17 protein-coding genes are annotated in these 19,881 nt (G+C 68.7%); 16 read left to right on the top strand and 1 reads right to left on the bottom strand.

Annotated features, from left to right (window positions below):
* Positions 1 to 46 precede the first annotated feature (46 nt).
* From ACFVWR_RS16505 to ACFVWR_RS16460, 10 genes are all read left to right on the top strand, one after another.
* Positions 47 to 550, top strand: a complete 504-nt coding sequence (locus ACFVWR_RS16505; protein WP_387214532.1) for an EVE domain-containing protein — start codon at positions 47 to 49, stop codon at positions 548 to 550.
* Positions 547 to 1,158 (top strand): hypothetical protein, encoded by a 612-nt coding sequence (locus ACFVWR_RS16500; protein WP_387214529.1) that lies wholly within the window; start codon positions 547 to 549, stop codon positions 1,156 to 1,158. The genes ACFVWR_RS16505 and ACFVWR_RS16500 overlap by 4 nt, the downstream gene beginning before the upstream one ends.
* A 40-nt stretch (positions 1,159 to 1,198) precedes the next feature.
* Complete coding sequence (locus ACFVWR_RS16495) at positions 1,199 to 1,501, top strand: DUF427 domain-containing protein (RefSeq protein WP_387214526.1); 303 nt, start codon at positions 1,199 to 1,201, stop codon at positions 1,499 to 1,501.
* 243 nt (positions 1,502 to 1,744) lie between these two features.
* Positions 1,745 to 2,932: a PQQ-dependent sugar dehydrogenase gene (locus ACFVWR_RS16490; RefSeq protein ID WP_387214523.1), complete on the top strand. Its 1,188-nt coding sequence runs from the start codon at positions 1,745 to 1,747 to the stop codon at positions 2,930 to 2,932.
* 184 nt (positions 2,933 to 3,116) lie between these two features.
* Positions 3,117 to 3,533 carry a hypothetical protein gene (locus ACFVWR_RS16485; protein WP_387214520.1) on the top strand — a complete coding sequence of 139 codons (417 nt, stop codon included), beginning with the start codon at positions 3,117 to 3,119 and terminating at the stop codon, positions 3,531 to 3,533.
* A 68-nt stretch (positions 3,534 to 3,601) separates the two neighbouring features.
* Complete coding sequence (locus ACFVWR_RS16480; protein WP_387214517.1) at positions 3,602 to 4,132, top strand: SprT-like domain-containing protein; 531 nt, start codon at positions 3,602 to 3,604, stop codon at positions 4,130 to 4,132.
* A gap of 84 nt (positions 4,133 to 4,216) precedes the next feature.
* Positions 4,217 to 4,846: a CGNR zinc finger domain-containing protein gene (locus ACFVWR_RS16475; protein ID WP_387214514.1), complete on the top strand. Its 630-nt coding sequence runs from the start codon at positions 4,217 to 4,219 to the stop codon at positions 4,844 to 4,846.
* Positions 4,847 to 4,979: 133 nt separating this feature from the next.
* Positions 4,980 to 5,738, top strand: coding sequence for a LamB/YcsF family protein (locus tag ACFVWR_RS16470; RefSeq protein WP_387214511.1), 759 nt, complete (start codon positions 4,980 to 4,982; stop codon positions 5,736 to 5,738).
* Positions 5,739 to 5,751: 13 nt separating this feature from the next.
* Positions 5,752 to 6,378 (top strand): allophanate hydrolase subunit 1, encoded by a 627-nt coding sequence (locus ACFVWR_RS16465; protein WP_387214508.1) that lies wholly within the window; start codon positions 5,752 to 5,754, stop codon positions 6,376 to 6,378.
* A complete protein-coding gene (locus tag ACFVWR_RS16460) occupies positions 6,375 to 7,277 on the top strand; it encodes a biotin-dependent carboxyltransferase family protein (RefSeq protein ID WP_387214505.1) in 903 nt (300 codons plus the stop codon). The genes ACFVWR_RS16465 and ACFVWR_RS16460 overlap by 4 nt, the downstream gene beginning before the upstream one ends.
* Before the next feature lie 156 nt (positions 7,278 to 7,433).
* Here ACFVWR_RS16460 and ACFVWR_RS16455 read toward each other — a convergent pair whose 3' ends face one another.
* Positions 7,434 to 8,300: a spermidine synthase gene (locus ACFVWR_RS16455; RefSeq protein ID WP_387214502.1), complete on the bottom strand. Its 867-nt coding sequence runs from the start codon at positions 8,298 to 8,300 to the stop codon at positions 7,434 to 7,436.
* Between the two features lie 127 nt (positions 8,301 to 8,427).
* Between ACFVWR_RS16455 and ACFVWR_RS16450 the strand changes: the two genes are divergently transcribed.
* The 6 genes from ACFVWR_RS16450 to ACFVWR_RS16425 all read left to right on the top strand — a co-directional run bounded on the left by ACFVWR_RS16450 (position 8,428) and on the right by ACFVWR_RS16425 (position 19,828).
* A complete protein-coding gene (locus ACFVWR_RS16450; protein ID WP_387214499.1) occupies positions 8,428 to 8,943 on the top strand; it encodes a hypothetical protein in 516 nt (171 codons plus the stop codon).
* Positions 8,944 to 8,998: 55 nt separating this feature from the next.
* Positions 8,999 to 10,309, top strand: a complete 1,311-nt coding sequence (locus tag ACFVWR_RS16445) for a sensor histidine kinase (RefSeq protein WP_387214496.1) — start codon at positions 8,999 to 9,001, stop codon at positions 10,307 to 10,309.
* Positions 10,306 to 10,965, top strand: coding sequence for a response regulator (locus ACFVWR_RS16440; protein WP_387214493.1), 660 nt, complete (start codon positions 10,306 to 10,308; stop codon positions 10,963 to 10,965). The genes ACFVWR_RS16445 and ACFVWR_RS16440 overlap by 4 nt, the downstream gene beginning before the upstream one ends.
* A gap of 140 nt (positions 10,966 to 11,105) precedes the next feature.
* Positions 11,106 to 12,137, top strand: coding sequence for an SDR family oxidoreductase (locus ACFVWR_RS16435; RefSeq protein WP_387214490.1), 1,032 nt, complete (start codon positions 11,106 to 11,108; stop codon positions 12,135 to 12,137).
* A gap of 274 nt (positions 12,138 to 12,411) precedes the next feature.
* Positions 12,412 to 15,906, top strand: coding sequence for a DNA-directed RNA polymerase subunit beta (rpoB, locus tag ACFVWR_RS16430; RefSeq protein ID WP_387214487.1), 3,495 nt, complete (start codon positions 12,412 to 12,414; stop codon positions 15,904 to 15,906).
* Between the two features lie 46 nt (positions 15,907 to 15,952).
* On the top strand, positions 15,953 to 19,828 hold the full coding sequence (locus ACFVWR_RS16425) for a DNA-directed RNA polymerase subunit beta' (RefSeq protein WP_387214483.1): 3,876 nt from the start codon (positions 15,953 to 15,955) through the stop codon (positions 19,826 to 19,828).
* The last annotated feature ends 53 nt before the right edge of the window (positions 19,829 to 19,881 follow it).

Genomic DNA, 19,881 nt, shown 5'->3' with positions numbered 1-19,881 from the left:
TCCCGCATCGCGTCCGGATGACGGAGGGATGCGCTACAACTGGAGCATGCCCATCCGCTTCTGGCTCGGAGTCGTTCAGCGCGAGCACGTGCTGCGCGGGGTCGCGGGCGGGTTCGCACAGGTGAATCACGGCGCCAAGGCTCCACTCGTGAGAATGGGCGCCGCCGACGGGTTCGTGTACTACTCGCCCAAGACCGCTTACCCCGACGGGGAACCGCTCAAAGAGTTCACGGCGATCGGGCGCATCGCAGACGACGATGTGTTCCAGGTCACGCAGGGTCCGGCGATGCAGGGGCCGGCGGGGGACTTCAAGCCGTGGCGCCGGCGCGTCGAGTGGGAGCACGATGCGGTGTCCGCGCCGATCCGCCCGCTACTGGCGGTGCTCGACTTCACCCGCGACGATCCCAACTGGGGATACCAGCTGCGCCGCGGTCTCATCGAGATCTCCCGGCACGATTTCGATCTCATCCGCCGGCAGATGCGGCGGCCGTCTCCCGATGACGACCCGCACGCGAAGCGCAGGCCGGCCCGGGCTACGATGGCCCGGTGACCCAGCCAGCCACCACGCGCCCCGTTCCGACGTCCGCCCCTCAGGCTCAGGCCAAGTATCAGGTGCGTTTCGACTGGGCCAGCGATGGCGCTGACGCGATCGCTCGCGACGCCGACGTCGTGGTCTGGGTCGACGTGCTCCCGCCGGTCGGTTCCGATGGCACGACGGATGCGGTCGTCGCGGCGCTCGCCGCCGCATCCCCGGCCGCCGCCATCGTCGAGGGCGGGATCACCACCGCCTCGGCCGTCGCCCGCTGGATTCTCGACGAGCAGGTGCGGCTCGGCCGTCGCGCGATGATCTCGATCGTGGCGGCGGGCGGGCTGACCGCATCCGGTGCCCCACGGTTCGCGGTCGAAGACCAGCTCGGCGCCGGCGCGATCGTCGACGCGCTGGCCTCGCTCGGCATCGACTACACGTCGCCCGAGGCCGCGGCGGCCTGCGCGGCCTTCCTCGGCCTTCGCGGGGCGGTCGCCCACCTGCTGACCGCGTCCGTGTCGGGCCAGGAGCAGGTGGCGGCCGGTCGTCAGCCGGCCGAGATCGCGCCGCTCGGGCGGCTCGACACCGACGGCACCGTCGTGGTCGTGCGGGCCGCTCCTGAACCGGAATGAATCGGCCGCCTTCGCGGTTCGCACCCAAAGGAGGTTTTTCATGAAAGCAGTTCTGAACGACACCGTCATCGCCGAAGCGCCCGAATCCGATCTCATCAAGATCGAGGGCAATTGGTACTTTCCGCCGTCGAGCGTGAACGCCGACTTGCTCGAGAAGAGCGACACGCCTTACCTGTGTCCGTGGAAGGGCGAGTGCCAGTACTTCTCGATCAAGCAGGGGGGCACCCTTCTGCAGGATCGCGCCTTCAGCTACCCCACGCCGTATCCCAGCGCGTTCGACCGCGTCGGCAAGGACTTCAGCGGCTACGTCGCGTTCTGGAAGGACGTGCAGGTCGTCGAGTAGTCGAACTCGCGGTACGACGGTCCCTTCCTGCTCGCAGGGAGGGACCGTTTTTCGTCGGCATGTCCCGACCGTCGGTCGTCCCGCGCCGTTCCCGAGCTCCACCGGCGCGGGCTGCTCGTTGCGCCGAACCCTCGCCTCGCCGCTGGATCGTGGACGGGGTCAGGCCTTCATCCGCACATACGGAGCCCGTTAGACAACGGGAGTTACCATGACCACCACGTCCCCGGCCGACTGGAGGTTCCGATGCGCGCGTCAACCACTCGCCGACGATCGCTTCGTCGCTCGTCGGCGGCCATTCTCTCGTTCGCCGTCGCCGCTCTGCTCGCGGCCTGTTCGGCGCCGACGCCTCAGCCGACCGCGACGCGCACCCCGACGCCGCGCCCGACGCCGAGCAGCAGCCTTCCCGCCGTTCCGGCCATCCCGTGGCAGCCGAGCGATGCCACCACCGTGCTCGAGACCGACCTCGACGCGCCCTGGTCGATCGTGCCGCTCGCCAGCGGATCGACGTTGATCAGCGAGCGCGACGACGGCACGGTGATCGAGCGCCTGCCTGCGGGAGGTACACGGAAGGTCGGAACCGTCCCGGGCGTCGAGCACGAGGGGGAGGGCGGGCTACTCGGCCTGGCCGTGCAGCACGAGTCGGCACCGAAGTTCCTCTACGCATACGAGACGACGGCAGACGACAACCGGGTCGTCAGGATGCCGTTCGACGGCGTGCCGGGAAGTTATGCGATCGGCGCTCCCGAAGACGTGATCACCGGCATCCCGAAGGCCTCGAACCACGATGGCGGCCGCCTGGCGTTCGGGCCGGACGGGATGCTCTACGTGACGGTGGGAGACGCATCCGACTCCGAGAACGCCCAAGACGTCGCCTCGCTGAGCGGCAAGATCCTGCGGCTCACGCCCGACGGCGGAGTGCCCGGCGACAACCCTTTCCCCGGCTCGCCGGTCTGGTCGTACGGCCACCGCAACCCGCAGGGCATCGCGTGGGATTCGCACGGCACCATGTGGGCGAGCGAGTTCGGGCAGAACACCTGGGACGAGCTGAACATCATCAAACCCGGCTCGAACTACGGTTGGCCGACCGTCGAAGGCATCGGCAACGACCCGAAGTTCACCGACCCCGTCTTCCAGTGGTCCACCGACGAGGCGAGCCCGAGCGGTCTCGCGATCGTCGGCGACACGATCTTCATGGCCGGCCTCGGCGGCGAGCGGCTGTGGACGGTCTGGTCGGCCGCCGGTGCGCCGCCGGTCACGGCCAAGGCCTTCTTCGACGGAACGTTCGGGCGCATCCGGGATGTGGTCTCCCGCGGAACCTCGCTCTGGATCCTCACCAACAACACCGACGGGCGGGGCGACCCCCGCGACGACGACGACAAGCTCATCGAGGTGCCGCTCATGCCGGCACAGTCGTTCAAACAGCCAGGGTGACGGGTCGTCCCGGGTTAGTCTGGTTTGCAATCCACCTCGACCTGGAGTTGAACCACTGAGCATCATCCTCGGATACGATCCGTCCACCCTGCGCGAAAGGGTCGACCTTCGCGCCGCCGGCCTGCGACTCGACGAACTCGGCAGCCTCCGCAGCCTGAGCGCGCTCAACGAGAAGACGGTTCTGTTGCGTCTGCTCGACCGGCTCGACGAGGCGATGGTGATCGCCAACGAGGCGATGCGGCAGGCCAGGTTCACCGGCGACCGCGAGCAGCTGCTCGGCGCGCGGGTTCGGCGGGCGCAGGTGATGCAATACCAGGGCAAACTCGACGAAGCCATCACCGAGCTCACCGGATGCGTCGACGAGGCCAGGGCGCACGAGTGGACGGCGCTCGAGGCGTTCGCCGTGCAGAACCGCGGCAAAGCGCATTTCGACGCCCACGAATACGAAGAGGCGCTCGCGGATGTGACCGCGGCGGTGTTCCTGCGCGAGAAGCTGGGCGCATCCCCGGCCGACATCGAGAGTTCGCTCATCGCGGTGGCCGTCGTGCAGTCGTTCGTGGATCAGCACAAAGACGACGACAAGGGCAAGACGGGCGCCTGAAGTCCGCGTAGGATTCCCAGCATGATCGACCCTTCGGCTCCCGCTTTCGCGGTGGAACGTGCCGGCTGATGGCTGACCTCGATCGCGTGCGGCGCTGGGCGAACGCCCTGATCGCCCTGCACCTCGACCCGGATGTGTGGTCGTTCGACTTCGACAACGCGAAGACGCGTGCCGGGCTCTGCAACTACACCGCCAAGCGCATCACGGTGTCCCGCTACCTCGCTTCCCGGTACGACGACGACGAGATCCACCAGATCCTGCTGCACGAGGTCGCCCACGCGCTCGCAGGGTCGCGCGCCGGACACGGCCAGCGCTGGCGGGCCATCGCGACCGACCTCGGTTACGAAGGCAAAAGACTGCACGGCGGGGCCATCGCCGACGACCTCGCGCCGTGGATCGGAACCTGCCCGAACGGGCACACGCACTACCGGTACCGCAAGCCGGCCCGGGCGCTTGCGTGCGGAGCGTGCTCGCGCCGGTTCGACGCGGCCAACCTCATCACATGGCAGCACCGGGAGGTCACCCCGGCCAAACGTCGCACGGCGGCGACGGCGGCAAGCGAGGCGACGCGCAGCACCGTGGCGAAGAACGGCTCCTGACCGCGCGCGTCCTGACCGCGCGCGCCGGGGCGGCCGCTGGCGCTCGATTTCCGCGGCGGCCGAGTAACCGCCTACTTTGGTTACATGGCGACGGAAGCACTCTTGCCGCGAGGCACCGGTCAGTGGATCGAATCAGCCGACGGTCAGCGCTGGTGGTTCGACGCCGGGTCGCTCGCCCTCGACTTCGCCTACACCGGCGGCCTCGACGCCGAGACCGGTGAGCGGGAGACCGTTCGCGACGCCGCCGACCTGAACGAGTGGCTGACGGCGCGCTTCCCGGAGGTCGCCGCGACGGCCGGCGAGCGGGAACTCACCGACGCCAAGGCGCTGCGCGACGCGATCGGGCGACTGGCGCGGCAGGCGAGCCAGGGCGACCCCCTGGCGCCGGATGGGGTGGATGTGATCAACCTGTTCGCCGCGACCCCCGACATCCCGCCGGTTCTGGCCGGCGGTGGGCGTCAAGCAGGCCGCAGCAACGCCCGCCCGCACCAGGCGCTCGGTTCGATCGCGCGCGACGCGGTGCGGATGTTCGGGCCGGAAGCCGGAGGGCGCATCCGGGAGTGCTCGGCCGACGACTGCCGCATCGTGTACCTCGACACGTCGCGCAGCGGCAACCGGCGGTGGTGCTCGATGCAGCGGTGCGGCAACCGGGCCAAGGTGCGGGCGCACCGGGCAAGGGCGAGCGCGGCGAGCACGGGCGCAGCCTCCGCGTAGCGGGGCCGGAGAATTGGGCCGGCGCCTCGGCGTTTCGTCCGGCGTGACAGAAGAACGGGCCGACCGGCGGCGAATCTCCGGCGCGACGGAGGGCGTCTGACGCGCGACGCACGGCATCCGACACAATGGACGGGTGGACCGCACCATCGACCTGAACAGCGACCTCGGCGAGTCGTTCGGCGCCTGGACGCTCGGTGACGACGCCGCCATGCTGCGCCTGGTGACCAGCGCGAACGTGGCGTGCGGCTTCCACGCGGGCGACGGGTCCACGATGCTGGAGACCTGCCGCCTTGCGGCGCAGAACGGTGTCGCCGTCGGCGCGCACGTCTCCTACCGCGACCTGGCCGGGTTCGGGCGCAGGGCGATGGATGTCGCTCCCGCCGAACTCCACGCCGAGGTGCTCTACCAGCTCGCCGCCCTCAGCGGCATCGCCCGCACGGCCGGCACAGCCGTCACCTACGTGAAGCCGCACGGCGCGCTCTACAACCGGATCGTCGCCGATCGCTCGCAGTCCGACGCCGTGGTGCGAGCCGTGGCCGATTTCGATCCCTCTCTCGCCGTTCTCGGGCTGGCCGGCTCGGAGGTCGCACGCAGTGCCGAGACCGCTGGGCTGCGGTTCGTGCGCGAGGCGTTCGTCGACCGCGGGTATCTCGCCGACGGAACCCTCGTTCCCCGCGGGGACCACGGTGCCGTGCTGTCGGCGCACGACGGGATCGCTGCGCGGGCCGTGCGGCTCGCGGTCGACGGCGAAGTCACGGCCGCCGACGGCACGGACATCCGGGTCGAGGTCGATTCGCTTTGCGTGCACGGGGACACCCCCGGGGCGGTGGCGATGGCGGCGGCGGTGCGCGACGCCCTCGCGGCGGCGGGCGTGCGGATGGCGAGCTTCTGATGGCGAGAGGCTGATGAGGGCCGACCGCCGCATCCTGCCGGCCGGAGACGCGGCGCTGCTCGTCGAACTGCCCGACCTGAATGACGTGCTCGCCCTGTTCGATGCGCTCGACCGCACGAGGCCACCCGGCGTGATCGACCTCGTTCCCGCTTCGCGCACGATCGGTGTCACGGTCGACCCGTCGGTGCTGCCGGTGAGCACCGCGCGGCACTGGCTCGCCGGCACCGAAGCGTCGACCGGCGTCGGGCAGGCCGAACGACCCAGCGTCGAACTCCGGGTCAGGTACGACGGGCCCGACCTCGGCGAGGTGTCGGCACTGCTCGGCCGCACACCGGCCGAGGTCGTCGCCCTGCACACCGGCTCGGTCTGGCGCGTCGCGTTCTGCGGGTTCGCGCCGGGCTTCGGCTACCTCGTGACCGACCACGACGAGTTCGCCGTGCCGCGGCGCTCGACCCCGCGCACCGCCGTGCCGGCCGGCGCGGTCGGGCTCGCGGGGGAGTTCAGTGGCGTCTACCCGCGATCCAGCCCGGGCGGCTGGCAGCTGATCGGGTCGACGGATGCGGTGCTCTGGGATGCGTCGGCTGAGCAGCCCGCCCTCCTCGCGCCGGGAACGACGGTCACCTTCGTGGAGGTGCGGTGAGCCTGCGCATCCTCGAGCCCGGCCCGCTCGCGCTCGTCGAAGACCTCGGGCGTCCGGGGCGCGCCGACATCGGCGTGAGCCCCTCCGGCGCCCTCGACCGCTCGGCGCTGCGCCTCGCCAACCGTCTCGTCGGCAACGCCGAAGGCTTCGCGGCGGTCGAGCTGCTGCTCGGCGGGTTCGCCGCCCGGTTCGAGACGCCGGCGTGGTTCGCCGTCACCGGCGCGATGGCTCCGCTCACGCTCGACGGCGCGCCGATCGACGGCAACCGGGCGGTGCACGCCGACGCCGGGGCGACCCTGCGGATCGGTGCCCCCACCGCGGGCATCCGCTCGTACCTGGCGGTGCGCGGTGGCCTCGACGTTCCGCCGGTTCTCGGTTCGCGCTCCACCGATGTGCTCTCGGGTCTGGGCCCGGCGCCGCTCCGCGCGGGCGATACGGTCGCGCTAGGCCCCGAACCGCCGGAGCCCGTGGGTCTCGTCGACTTCGTCGCCGTCGACGCTCCCGCAGGCGGCGTGGTCACCGTGCGGGCGCACCTCGGCCCGCGCGCGGACTGGTTCACCCCAGCGGCGGTCGACGCGTTCTTCGGGCACGAGTGGGAGCTGAGCGCTGACAGCAACCGAGTCGGATCGAGACTCGACCCGGTGCGCGAGCGGGCCCACCTCGCGGGCTTTGAGCCTCGCACGGGGCCGCTTCTGGAGCGCGCGGTCACCGGCGAGCTCCCGAGCGAGCCGATGGTGGCCGGCGCCGTGCAGGTCTCGCCCGACGGCCGCCCCACGGTGCTGCTCGCCGACCATCCTGTCACCGGCGGCTATCCCGTGATCGCTGTCGTCGCCGACGCCTCCCGCGACCTCTTCGCCCAGCTCCGCCCCGGCCAGCGCCTCACCTTCCGCCACGCCTGACCCGCCCACTCACTCACCCCGCTGCGCCCACTCACCCTGCCGAACCCACTCACCCCGCCCCCGGGATGTCGGCAATCCCACTCGAATCGCCCGAAATGTCCGTCGTGACGGAAGACTCGCCGGTCGATTCCCCGAAATCTCCGGCGCGCGCCGCGCTCAGTCGCGCCGCGTACCGGTCTGAAAGATGCTGCGCGCGGGCGGCGGCGACGGAACGCTCGTCGCATCCGTCACGATCGGCGCTCCGGCCGCGAACGCCTTGAGCTCAGCGCCGGCCACGGCTTTGGCGGGATGCGGCCCGCCAGCCATGAGCCGCGGCAGCCAGTCGAGGGGTAACGGCGCGTTGGAGCCGACGAGCACGACGTTGCCGAACCGGCGGCCCTTGAGAACCTGCGTCTCGGCGAGCGCGGCGACGTTCCCGACGACCGCGCCGAGCGTCGCGACCTGGCTCTTGGCGAAGTTCAGGGGCGGTCCGTCGGCGACGTTCACGAGCACGATCCCGTCGGGCGCGAGCAGGGATGCGGCGGCCCGGTAGAACTCGACGCTCGTCACGTGGGCCGGTGTTCGGGCACCGCTGAAGATGTCGATCACGAGCAGGTCGACCGCGCCTTGCAGCCCGGCGGGAAACTTGCCGAGCACTTCGCGCGCATCCCCGTGCCGCACGCGGATCTGTGCAGAGCGGGGGAGCGGAAGGTGTTCGCGCACGAGGTCGACGAGGTTGCTCTCCAGCTCCACCACCTGCTGCCGCGATCCTGGCCGGGTGTGTGCGACGTACCGCGGAAGGGTGAGCGCCCCCGCGCCGAGGTGCACGGCCGTGATGGGTTGCCCGGGCTCGCCGATCAGGTCGATCACGTTGCCCATCCGCTGCACGTACTCGAAGAACAGTTGCGAGGGATCGTCGAGGTTCACGTGCGACTGCGGTGTGCCGTCGACGACCAGCTGGAAGGAGCCCGGCACGAACCTGTCCGGCTCGATGACGGCACGGTAGCCGCTCTCCTTCAGAACGACCGCCGGATTCTCTGCCACGTCACCACCCTAATCTCCACCCGCTCTCCACCCGATGCCCACCCGTGGGCGGTGCTGTCGGATGCGCCCGGCCGGGAGACTCGAAGAGCGCCGGCATTCCGGCTCCGCAGCTCGAGAAAGGTCTCTCATGACGCTCCAAACGGTCGGAAACGCGTTGCTCATCCTGGTGGCCGTCGGCTGGATCGGTGTTCGCCAGATGGCGTGGCGCCCGGTGGCGATCGCTCGTATGTGGCGCACGCCCGCGATCATGGGCCTGGTCGGCATCATCCTGCTGATCCAGACTGTGAAGCCGGCGGCCCTGACCCCGCTCGACCTCGTGGTGTTGGTCGTCGAGCTCGTCATATCGCTCGGCATCGGCGCCTGGATGGGCGCGATCGCCCACTTCCGTCGCCTGCCCGAACCGCTCGTGCTCGATCGCGATCGCGGTGTCGCCACGTACGAGTCGCGCACCGGCGCGTGGGGCCTTGTTCTGTGGGTCGCCGTCATCGTCGTCCGCGTCGGCATCGACGTGCTGGCCGGTATGGCCGGGTCGCATCTCGCCGCGTCGACCGGGGTGATCCTGCTGATGCTGGCGGCGAACCGTGCGGCCCGCACGCTGGTGTTCGCCGGCCGGCTCGACCGGCACGCCGCGGTGACCGCGTGACAGACCGCACCGCGCGGTGGCACCGCACGCGCCCGACGCGCAGGATGATGGTCTCGTGAACTCCCAGACACCGCCGAGCCTGTTGGCCATCGTGCTGACAGCGATCGGCGGTGTCGCCGTGGGCTACGGGCTCTTCACCGACGGCCTTGTGCACCGGGCGACGTGGGTAGTCGTGCTGGCCCTGCTGTCGCTTGGGGCATGGATCCTGCGCAGCATCGTCGGCCGGTTCGGTTTCGGCGCTGTCGACTTCGCCCTGTGCGTGCTCGCGGCGCTCGCCGGGGGCCTGGTCGCCGCTCCGACGAACGGTCTCGGTGTCATCCCGGCCGCCGTCTCGATCATGGTCGTCATCGGCCAGATCGAGCGTCCGATGATCGTCGGCGTCGCCATGGCACTCGTCACGATCGTGCTGGTGGCGTTCGGGGCGTTGCCCTACGGCACACCCGTGCTCGCGGTGCTGGGCATGATCGGCGGCGTGGTGCTCGGGGTGTTCGCCGGTATCAGCCGCCGCCAGTTCCGGCAGGCCGAGGAGCAGTCGAGGCGGCTGCGAGAGCGCGAACTCGATGTGCGGGCGGAGAAGGCGCGCGTCGACCTGCTCGGTCAGCGCCAGGAGGTCGCCCGCGACATCCACGACGTGCTCGCCCACAGCCTCGGCGGTCTCGTCATCCAGCTCGACGCCGTGGAGGCTTTGCTCGAAGCCGGTGACGTTCCGTCGGCCCAGCGCAGGGTGACGGATGCGCGCCGCCTCGCCGCGGACGGCCTCGGCGAGGCGCGCCGTGCGGTGGCAGCCTTGCGCGATCCCGCTGCCGCGGCCGTCGGCCCCGAAGCTGAAACCGCCGTCGAGCCGAGCGCTTTCGAGGCGACCATCGGCGACCTGCTCGGCGCCCACCGCTCGCTCGGCGGCCCGGTCGACCTCGAAATGTCCGGGCCGCCGAGACCGCTCGGCCGCGCGGAGGCCGTCGCGCTGCAGCGTGCCGTGCAGGAGGGCCTGAGCAACGCCCGCAAGCACGCGCCCGGCCAGCCGGTGCGTGTCGGGCTCGCCTGGGAGGATGGCCGGGTGACTCTCACCGTCTCGAACCCCGCGGTCGACCCCGGAGGCAGCGCGGCCGGTGTCGCGACACCGGCCGCCGCGCCCGGCGCCGCCCCCGTCGAGCGCATTCCGCTCGCGGCCACCGGCGGCGGTCACGGACTCGACGGGATGCGCGAGCGGTTCGCCGCCCTTCCGTTCGGCGGTTCCGCTGCCGCGCACCAGCAGGGCGACCGGTTCGTGCTGCGGGCGACGGCCGTCACGGCCGCTCCCGCCGCTCCCGCCGCACCCGGCGCGAATGCCGGGGATGCCGACGTTCCCGCCCCGACGGAGCGCGCGTGACGGCCGCAGCGAGCAGCGCCGAGCCGGTCATCCGGGTGGTCGTCGCCGACGATCAGGCGATCATCCGCGACGGTCTGGTCACCGTGCTCTCCCTCCTGCCCGATGTCGAGGTGGTCGGTGAGGCGGCGGACGGCGCTCAGGCGGTCGACCTGGCGCTGCGTGAGCATCCGGATGTCGTGCTCATGGACCTGAGGATGCCCGTGCTCGACGGCGTCGGCGCGACCGAACGCATCGTGCGCGAGGCGCCGGGCACGGCCGTGCTCGTGCTCACCACCTATGCCGACGACGAGTCGATCCTCGGAGCGCTGCGCGCCGGGGCCCGCGGGTACCTCACGAAAGACGCGGGCCGCGCCGAGCTCGCCGCCGCCGTGCGCGCCGTCGCCCGCGGCCAGTCGACGTTCGCGCCGGAGGTCGGCGCGCTCCTCGTGAGCAGCCTGACCGGCGCAGCGCCCGTGCCGCCGCTCGCGGAACGCTTTCCGCAGCTCACCCGGCGCGAGGCCGACGTCTTGGCCCTGGTGGCCGACGGTCTCAGCAACGGCGAGATCGCGGCCCGGCTGTTCGTCAGCGTCGCCACGGTCAAGACGCACATCAACGCCATCTTCGCCAAGCTCGACGTGCGCGACCGCGCCCAAGCGATCGCGCTCGCCCGCCCCTGAGCGCGCTGGCGCTTGCGCGCCGCGCCCGCCGAGGGGCGAGTTCTTGCGACCGCGCGGCGGCCCCAGCCCGCAACGAGGCGCCCCTCGGCACCCGGAGGCAGGCACTTCCGCGCCGGGCCCCCACGGGGGAGGATGCAGCCATGACACAGAACGTGCTCGTCACCGGCGGCTCCGGGTTCATCGGGGCGCACTGCGTGCTCGCGCTCCTGAACGCCGGCTACGCCGTCAGAACGACGATCCGCTCGCCCGCGCGGGCGGCCGATGTGAGGGAGCAGCTGACGGTCGGCGGTCTCACCGACCCCGGCGACCGGCTGACTTTCGCGCTGGCCGATCTCACCTCCGACGACGGCTGGGCCGACGCGGTGGCGGGATGCGACTTCGTGCTTCACGTCGCATCCCCTTTCCCGGCGCGCCAGCCGAAGAACGAGGACGACCTGATCGTTCCGGCCCGCGACGGCAGCCTGCGTGTGCTCCGGGCGGCACGGGATGCGAGGGTGAAGCGGGTCGTGCTGACCTCGTCGTTCGCCGCGATCGGCTACGGTCACGCACCGACCGAGCGGCCGTTCACCGAGGAGGATTGGACGGACCTCGACAGCGGGCGCCACGTGAGCGCATACGCCAGGTCGAAGACCATCGCCGAGCGCGCCGCGTGGGACTTCATCGCCCGGGAGGGTGGCGGCCTCGAACTCGCGACGGTCAATCCGGTGGGCGTGCTCGGCCCGCCGCTCGGCACCGACTACTCGAGCTCCGTGCGACTGGTGAAGACCATGGCGGACGGCAAGCTGCCGCGCGTTCCCCGGGTGTCGTTCGGGGTTGTGGATGTGCGGGACGTCGCCGCGCTGCACCTGGCTGCGATGACGCATCCGGAGGCCGCGGGCCAGCGGTTCCTCGCCATCTCGGGCGACGTGATCCCGGCGCAGGAGGTGGCCCTGCTCATCCGTGGCCATCTGGGCCCGTCGGGCAAGCGGATCAGCACGAAGCCGATGCCGGACTGGGTTCTCAGGATGCTCGCACCTTTCAGCGCGACGGTGCGCAGCAGCCTCGCCGACCTCGGCTCGGTCAGACGCGCGAGCGCCGAGAAAGCCAGGCGGATACTGGGCTGGGAGCCCATTCCGCGCGACCGCACGATCGTGGAGACGGTGGATGCGCTGTACTCGCTGCCGACGGAATAGACGGTGGTGCGGCCGAGGTTATACAGGAGTCGGCGCGATCGGTCAAGAAAAGAGTGGACACGGCGCGTCTATTTGACATATAGTTGTACTTTGCGCTCCCAGACAAAAACCCTGCCTTCATATTGCGGTCGGCTCCGATTTATCTTCGCGCGCGCCTGGGCCTTCGAGGTCGAATAAACGGCGTTGCGCATCCTGGGAGTTAATCGTCCACAACAGTACCCACCCAGACCGACAGTAACTTGAGGCCCGACGGGGCCCAACGGAGGTTATTTCCTTGGCTGCTGCGCGCAACGCAACCACCAACACATCACCCAAGAACGGACGAAACGCATCTCGTCTCTCGTTCGCGAAGATCACAGACACCCTTACCGTTCCCGATCTGCTCGCACTGCAGACCGAGAGCTTCGACTGGCTGGTCGGAAACGACGCGTGGAAGACGCGCGTCGCCGAGGCTGAGGCCCAGGGCCGACAGGACCTGCCGAGCAACACCGGTCTCGAGGAGATCTTCGAAGAGATCTCGCCGATCGAAGACCTCGGCGAGACGATGCAGCTCTCCTTCACCAACCCGTTCCTCGAAGAGAAGAAGTACTCGATCGACGAGTGCAAGGAGAAGGGCAAGACCTACTCCGCTCCTCTCTACGTCGAGGCCGAGTTCATGAACCACCTCACCGGTGAGATCAAGACGCAGACCGTCTTCATGGGCGACTTCCCCCTGATGACCGAGAAGGGCACCTTCGTCATCAACGGCACCGAGCGTGTCGTCGTGTCGCAGCTCGTGCGCTCCCCGGGCGTCTACTTCGAGCGCACCCCCGAGAAGACCTCCGACAAGGACATCTACTCGGCTCGCGTCATCCCGAGCCGTGGAGCCTGGCTCGAGTTCGAGATCGACAAGCGCGACCAGGTCGGCGTTCGCATCGACCGCAAGCGCAAGCAGTCCGTCACCGTGTTCCTCAAGGCGCTCGGTCTGACCTCGGAGGAGATCCTCTCCGAGTTCGCGGGCTTCCAGTCGATCGAGCTGACCCTCGAGAAAGACGCCATCCTCACCAAGGAGGAGGCGCTCAAGGACATCTACCGCAAGCTCCGTCCGGGCGAGCAGGTCGCTGCCGAGGCCGCGCGTGCGCTCCTCGACAACTTCTACTTCAACCCGAAGCGCTACGACCTCGCCAAGGTGGGTCGCTACAAGATCAACCGCAAGCTCGGTATCGACGCGCCGCTCAGCGACTCGGTGCTGACCGTGGCCGACATCATCGCCACGATCAAGTACCTCGTGTCGCTGCACGACAACCAGACCACCTTCAAGGGTGTGCGCGACGGCAAGCCCGTCGACATCCGCCTCGACGTGGACGACATCGACCACTTCGGCAACCGTCGCATCCGCGCGGTGGGCGAGCTCATCCAGAACCAGGTGCGCACCGGTCTGTCCCGCATGGAGCGCGTCGTCCGCGAGCGCATGACCACGCAGGACATCGAGGCCATCACGCCGCAGACCCTGATCAACGTGCGCCCCGTCGTCGCCGCGATCAAGGAGTTCTTCGGAACGAGCCAGCTGTCGCAGTTCATGGACCAGAACAACCCGCTCGCGGGTCTGACGCACAAGCGTCGCCTCTCGGCCCTCGGCCCGGGTGGTCTGAGCCGTGAGCGCGCAGGCGTCGAGGTTCGTGACGTCCACCCCTCGCACTACGGCCGCATGTGCCCGATCGAGACCCCGGAAGGCCCGAACATCGGTCTGATCGGATCCCTCGCATCCTTCGCGCGCATCAACTCGTTCGGGTTCATCGAGACCCCGTACCGTCGCGTCGTGAACGGCAAGGTCACCGAGACCATCGACTACCTCACCGCGAGCGAGGAGGACGACTTCATCGTCGCCCAGGCCAACGCTCCGCTGACGGCTGACAGCCACTTCGCAGAAGACCGCGTGCTGGCTCGTCAGAAGGGCGGCGAGGTCGACCTCGTTCCCGCCGAGTCGATCGGCTACATGGATGTCTCGCCGCGCCAGATGGTGTCGGTCGGTACCTCCCTCATCCCGTTCCTCGAGCACGACGACGCGAACCGCGCGCTCATGGGCGCCAACATGCAGCGTCAGGCTGTTCCGCTGGTGCGTTCGGAGAGCCCGCTGGTCGGAACCGGTATGGAGGGCTACGCGGCCATCGACGCCGGTGACGTGCTCACCGCCGACAAGGCCGGTGTCGTCACCGAGGTCTCGGCCGACGCCGTCACCCTGCAGCTCGACGAGGGCGGAACGCAGACCTACTACCTGCGCAAGTTCGACCGCTCCAACCAGGGCACGTCGTACAACCACCGCGTCATCGTCAGCGAAGGCGAGCGGGTCGAGGTCGGAGAGGTCGTCGCAGACGGCCCCGCCACCGAGAACGGCGAGCTCGCGCTCGGCAAGAACCTGCTCGTCGCGTTCATGCCGTGGGAGGGTCACAACTACGAGGACGCGATCATCCTCAGCCAGAACCTGGTGAAGGACGACACCCTCTCCTCGATCCACATCGAGGAGTACGAGGTCGACGCCCGCGACACCAAGCTGGGTAAGGAAGAGATCACCCGCGACCTGCCGAACGTCAGCCCGGACCTTCTGGCCGACCTCGACGAGCGCGGCATCATCCGCATCGGCGCCGAGGTTCGCCCCGGCGACATCCTGGTCGGAAAGGTCACGCCGAAGGGCGAGACCGAGCTCTCGGCCGAGGAGCGCCTGCTCCGCGCGATCTTCAATGAGAAGAGCCGCGAGGTTCGCGACACGTCGCTGAAGGTCCCCCACGGCGAAGAGGGCACCATCATCGGTGTCAAGGTCTTCGACTCGCAGGACGGCGACGACGAGCTCGGCTCGGGCGTCAACCAGCGCGTCGTGGTCTACATCGCCCAGAAGCGCAAGATCACCGCCGGTGACAAGCTCGCCGGCCGCCACGGAAACAAGGGCGTCATCTCGAAGATCCTGCCGGTGGAGGACATGCCGTTCCTCGCCGACGGAACTCCGGTCGACATCATCCTGAACCCGCTGGGTGTTCCTGGACGAATGAACTTCGGTCAGGTGCTGGAGATCCACCTCGGGTGGATCGCCAAGCAGGGCTGGGAGGTCAAGGGCAAGCCCAAGTGGGCCGCCCGTCTGCCCGAGGCCGCACACAGCGCCGCCCCGAACACCAAGGTCGCGACCCCGGTGTTCGACGGTGCTGCCGAGGCCGAGATCGAGGGACTGCTCGACTCCACGAACGTCACCCGCGACGGCGACCGTCTCATCGGATCCTCCGGTAAGACGCTGCTGTTCGACGGCCGTTCCGGCGAGCCGTACCCCGACCCTGTTTCGGTCGGCTACATGTACATCCTGAAGCTGCACCACCTGGTCGACGACAAGATCCACGCGCGTTCGACCGGACCGTACTCGATGATCACCCAGCAGCCGCTCGGTGGTAAGGCGCAGTTCGGTGGCCAGCGCTTCGGTGAGATGGAGGTGTGGGCCCTCGAGGCCTACGGTGCCGCGTACGCGCTGCAGGAACTCCTGACCATCAAGTCGGATGACATCCTGGGCCGTGTGAAGGTCTACGAGGCGATCGTCAAGGGTGAGAACATCCAGGAGCCGGGCATCCCGGAGTCCTTCAAGGTGCTCATCAAGGAGATGCAGTCGCTCTGCCTGAACGTGGAGGTGCTCTCGGCCGACGGCCAGCAGGTCAGCCTGCGTGACGCGGACGACGAAGCCTTCCGCGCCGCGGAAGAGCTGGGCATCAACATCTCCTCGCGCTTCGAGTCGTCGTCGATCGACGAGATCTAAGCCAGCCAGACCCTACTGACACACTTTTTCCAGGAAAGAAGGAAAATTGATCGACGCAACAACGTTCGATGAACTGCGTATCGGCCTGGCCACTGCTGACGACATCCGTCGTTGGTCGTACGGCGAGGTCAAGAAGCCCGAGACAATCAACTACCGCACGCTGAAGCCCGAGAAGGACGGCCTCTTCGGAGAGCAGATCTTCGGGCCGAGCCGTGACTGGGAGTGCTCGTGCGGCAAGTACAAGCGTGTCCGCTTCAAGGGCATCGTCTGTGAGCGCTGCGGCGTGGAGGTCACCAAGTCCTCCGTGCGCCGTGAGCGCATGGGACACATCGAGCTCGCCGCTCCCGTGACCCACATCTGGTACTTCAAGGGTGTTCCTTCGCGTCTGGGCTACCTGCTCGACATGGCGCCGAAAGACCTCGAGAAGGTCATCTACTTCGCCGCCTACATGGTGATCGAGGTGGATGAGGAGGGCCGTCACGCCGACATGCCCGGCCTCGAGAACGAGCTCCGCCTCGAGATCAAGACGCTCTCCGACCAGCGCGACAGCCGCATCGCGGACCGCCTGCAGCGCCTGGAGACCGACCTCGCCGCACTGGAGGAGGAAGGCGCCAAGGCCGACCAGAAGCGTCGCGTCAAGGACACGGCCGAGAAGGAAATGGGCCAGATCCGCAAGTCGTACGACGAGGACATCGCTCGCCTCGAGCGCGTGTGGGAGTCGTTCCGCACCCTCAAGGTCGGCGACCTCAAGCCCGAGGACGCGGACTTCAACGAGCTCGTGGACCGCTTCGGCCTGTACTTCGAGGCCTACATGGGCGCCGAGGCCATCAAGCGCCGCCTGCTCTCCTTCGACCTCGCGGCCGAAGCCGAGCTGCTGCGCGACCAGATCGCCAACGGCAAGGGTCAGAAGAAGATCCGTGCCATCAAGCGCCTGCGCGTCGTCTCGTCGTTCCTCGCCACCGGCAACTCGCCGGCAGCGATGGTGCTCGACGTCGTCCCGGTCATCCCGCCGGAGCTTCGCCCGATGGTGCAGCTCGACGGTGGCCGCTTCGCGACCAGCGACCTGAACGACCTGTACCGCCGCGTGATCAACCGCAACAACCGTCTGCGTCGTCTGCTCGACCTCGGTGCTCCCGAGATCATCGTGAACAACGAGAAGCGGATGCTGCAGGAGGCCGTCGACGCACTGTTCGACAACGGTCGTCGTGGACGCCCCGTCACGGGTACCGGTAACCGCGCCCTGAAGTCCCTGAGCGACATGCTCAAGGGAAAGCAGGGTCGTTTCCGCCAGAACCTGCTCGGAAAGCGCGTCGACTACTCCGGCCGTTCGGTCATCATCGTCGGCCCGCAGCTGAAGCTGCACCAGTGCGGTCTGCCCAAGCAGATGGCTCTGGAGCTCTTCAAGCCGTTCGTGATCAAGCGCCTGATCGACCTGAGCCACGCTCAGAACATCAAGGCGGCCAAGCGCATGGTCGAGCGTTCGCGCCCGCAGGTGTGGGATGTGCTCGAGGAGATCATCCGCGAGCGCCCCGTTCTGCTGAACCGCGCACCGACCCTGCACCGTCTGGGCATCCAGGCCTTCGAGCCTCAGCTCGTCGAGGGCAAGGCCATCCAGCTGCACCCGCTCGTCTGTGCCGCGTTCAACGCGGACTTCGACGGTGACCAGATGGCTGTGCACCTGCCGCTGTCGGTCGAGGCTCAGGCCGAGGCCCGCATCCTGATGCTCGCATCGAACAACATCCTGAAGCCGTCGGACGGCCGTCCGGTCACCCTGCCCTCGCAGGACATGATCATCGGTCTGCACCACCTCACCACCGTGCGCGAAGGCGCCGCCGGTGAGGGACGTGCGTTCTCGTCGGTCTCCGAGGCGATCCTCGCCAACGACCAGGGCTCGCTGCACCTCAACTCCAAGGTCAAGATCCGTCTGAGCGACTACGTTCCCTCCGACGCGGCCGACACCGGAGTCGAGGGCGTGACCGCCATCGTCGAGACGACCCTCGGTCGCGCGCTCTTCAACGAGACGCTTCCGGCGGACTACCCGTACGTGGAAGAGGTCGCCGACAAGGGCGTGATCTCCGGCATCGTGAACGCTCTTGCCGAGCGTTACCCGAAGGTCGAGGTCGCGGCTGCGCTGGACCGCATCAAGGACGCCGGCTTCTACTGGGCTACCCGGTCGGGTGTGACGGCGTCGCTGAGCGACTTCCTCACGCCGCCGAACAAGCCGCAGATCGTGGCCGGCTACGAGAAGAAGGCCGCCAAGGTCACCGCCGAGTTCGAGAAGGGTCTCACGACCGACGTCGAGCGTCGTCAGGAACTGGTGAAGATCTGGACCGAGGCGACCAACGAGGTCGCCGAGGCCATGCGCGCCAACTTCCCGGCCGACAACACCATCAACCGGATGGTCACGTCGGGCGCCCGTGGTAACTGGCTGCAGGTTCGCAACATCGCCGGTATGCGCGGTCTCGTGAACAACCCCAAGGGTGAGATCATCCCTCGTCCGATCATCTCCTCGTACCGTGAGGGGCTGTCGGTGGCGGAGTACTTCATCGCGACGCACGGTGCCCGTAAGGGTCTGGCCGACACGGCCCTCCGTACCGCCGACTCGGGTTACCTGACCCGTCGTCTGGTGGATGTCTCGCAGGACGTCATCATCCGTGAAGACGACTGCGGCACCACCAAGGGTCTCGACCTGCCGATCGCCGCACCCGACGCCAACGGCGTCCTGCTGCGTGACGCGAACGTCGAGAACTCGGTGTTCGCCCGTACCCTGGCTGCCGACGCCGTGTCCCCCGAGGGCACCGTCGTGGCGAAGGCCGGCGACGACGTCGGAGACGTGCTCATCGACAGGCTGGTCGCCGCCGGCGTCACCGACATCAAGGTGCGCTCGGTTCTGACCTGCGAGTCGGCCGTCGGTGTGTGTGCTGCCTGCTACGGCCGCTCGCTCGCCACGGGCAAGCTCGTCGACATCGGTGAGGCCGTCGGCATCATCGCGGCCCAGTCGATCGGTGAGCCGGGAACCCAGCTCACGATGCGTACCTTCCACACCGGTGGTTCCGCATCCGCTGACGACATCACCCAGGGTCTGCCCCGCGTGCAGGAGCTCTTCGAGGCCCGTACCCCCAAGGGTGCGTCGCCGATCGTCGAGGCCGCCGGCCGCATCACCATCGAGGACACGGATCGTAGCCGCAAGTTGATCCTGACCCCCGACAACGGTGACGAGCCGCACGTGTACCCGGTGCTCAAGCGCTCGACCCTCCTCGTCGAGGACGGTCAGCACGTCGAGCTCGGCCAGCAGATCATCGTCGGCGCCGTCGACCCGAAGGAAGTTCTCCGGGTCAAGGGCGTGCGCGAGGTGCAGAAGCACCTCGTGGGCGGTGTGCAGGGCGTCTACCGTTCGCAGGGTGTGCCGATCCACGACAAGCACATCGAGGTCATCGTCCGCCAGATGCTGCGCAAGGTCACCGTCGTCGAGCACGGCGACACCGACCTCCTGCCCGGCGAGCTGGTCGACCGCTCGAAGTACAACGAGGTCAACCGCGCCACTCTCACCGAGGGCAAGAAGACCGCGTCTGCTCGCCAGGAGGTCATGGGTATCACCAAGGCGTCGCTCGCGACCGAGTCGTGGCTGTCGGCCGCGTCCTTCCAGGAGACCACCCGCGTTCTGACGCAGGCGGCCATGGAGGGCAAGTCCGACCCGCTGATCGGTCTGAAGGAGAACGTGATCATCGGAAAGCTGATCCCGGCCGGAACCGGTCTGCCTCGCTACCGGAACGTCACCGTCGAGGCGACCGAGGAGGCGAAGGCGGAGCGTTACCCGAACCGCATCTTCGCCGACGACTCGTCCTTCAGCGAGAACGATCTGAGCTTCGTCGACTTCGACAGCTTCAGCTCGGACGACTACACCCCCGGAACCTACAACTAAGGTCTCCGTACGCGAACGACCCCCGGTGCCTGTCTCTTATACACATCTGACGC

Source organism: Leifsonia sp. NPDC058292 (assembly GCF_042880955.1).
Lineage (GTDB): Bacteria > Actinomycetota > Actinomycetes > Actinomycetales > Microbacteriaceae > Leifsonia.
This window is presented reverse-complemented; position numbering and strand designations above follow the sequence as displayed.

Coding starts and splice junctions, on each gene's coding strand:
- ACFVWR_RS16465 (WP_387214508.1), top strand. CDS start 5,752: ATGAGGGCCGACCGCCGCATCCTGCCGGCCGGAGACGCGGCGCTGCTC.
- ACFVWR_RS16505 (WP_387214532.1), top strand. CDS start 47: ATGCCCATCCGCTTCTGGCTCGGAGTCGTTCAGCGCGAGCACGTGCTG.
- ACFVWR_RS16450 (WP_387214499.1), top strand. CDS start 8,428: ATGACGCTCCAAACGGTCGGAAACGCGTTGCTCATCCTGGTGGCCGTC.
- ACFVWR_RS16435 (WP_387214490.1), top strand. CDS start 11,106: ATGACACAGAACGTGCTCGTCACCGGCGGCTCCGGGTTCATCGGGGCG.
- ACFVWR_RS16495 (WP_387214526.1), top strand. CDS start 1,199: ATGAAAGCAGTTCTGAACGACACCGTCATCGCCGAAGCGCCCGAATCC.
- ACFVWR_RS16475 (WP_387214514.1), top strand. CDS start 4,217: ATGGCGACGGAAGCACTCTTGCCGCGAGGCACCGGTCAGTGGATCGAA.
- ACFVWR_RS16480 (WP_387214517.1), top strand. CDS start 3,602: ATGGCTGACCTCGATCGCGTGCGGCGCTGGGCGAACGCCCTGATCGCC.
- ACFVWR_RS16490 (WP_387214523.1), top strand. CDS start 1,745: ATGCGCGCGTCAACCACTCGCCGACGATCGCTTCGTCGCTCGTCGGCG.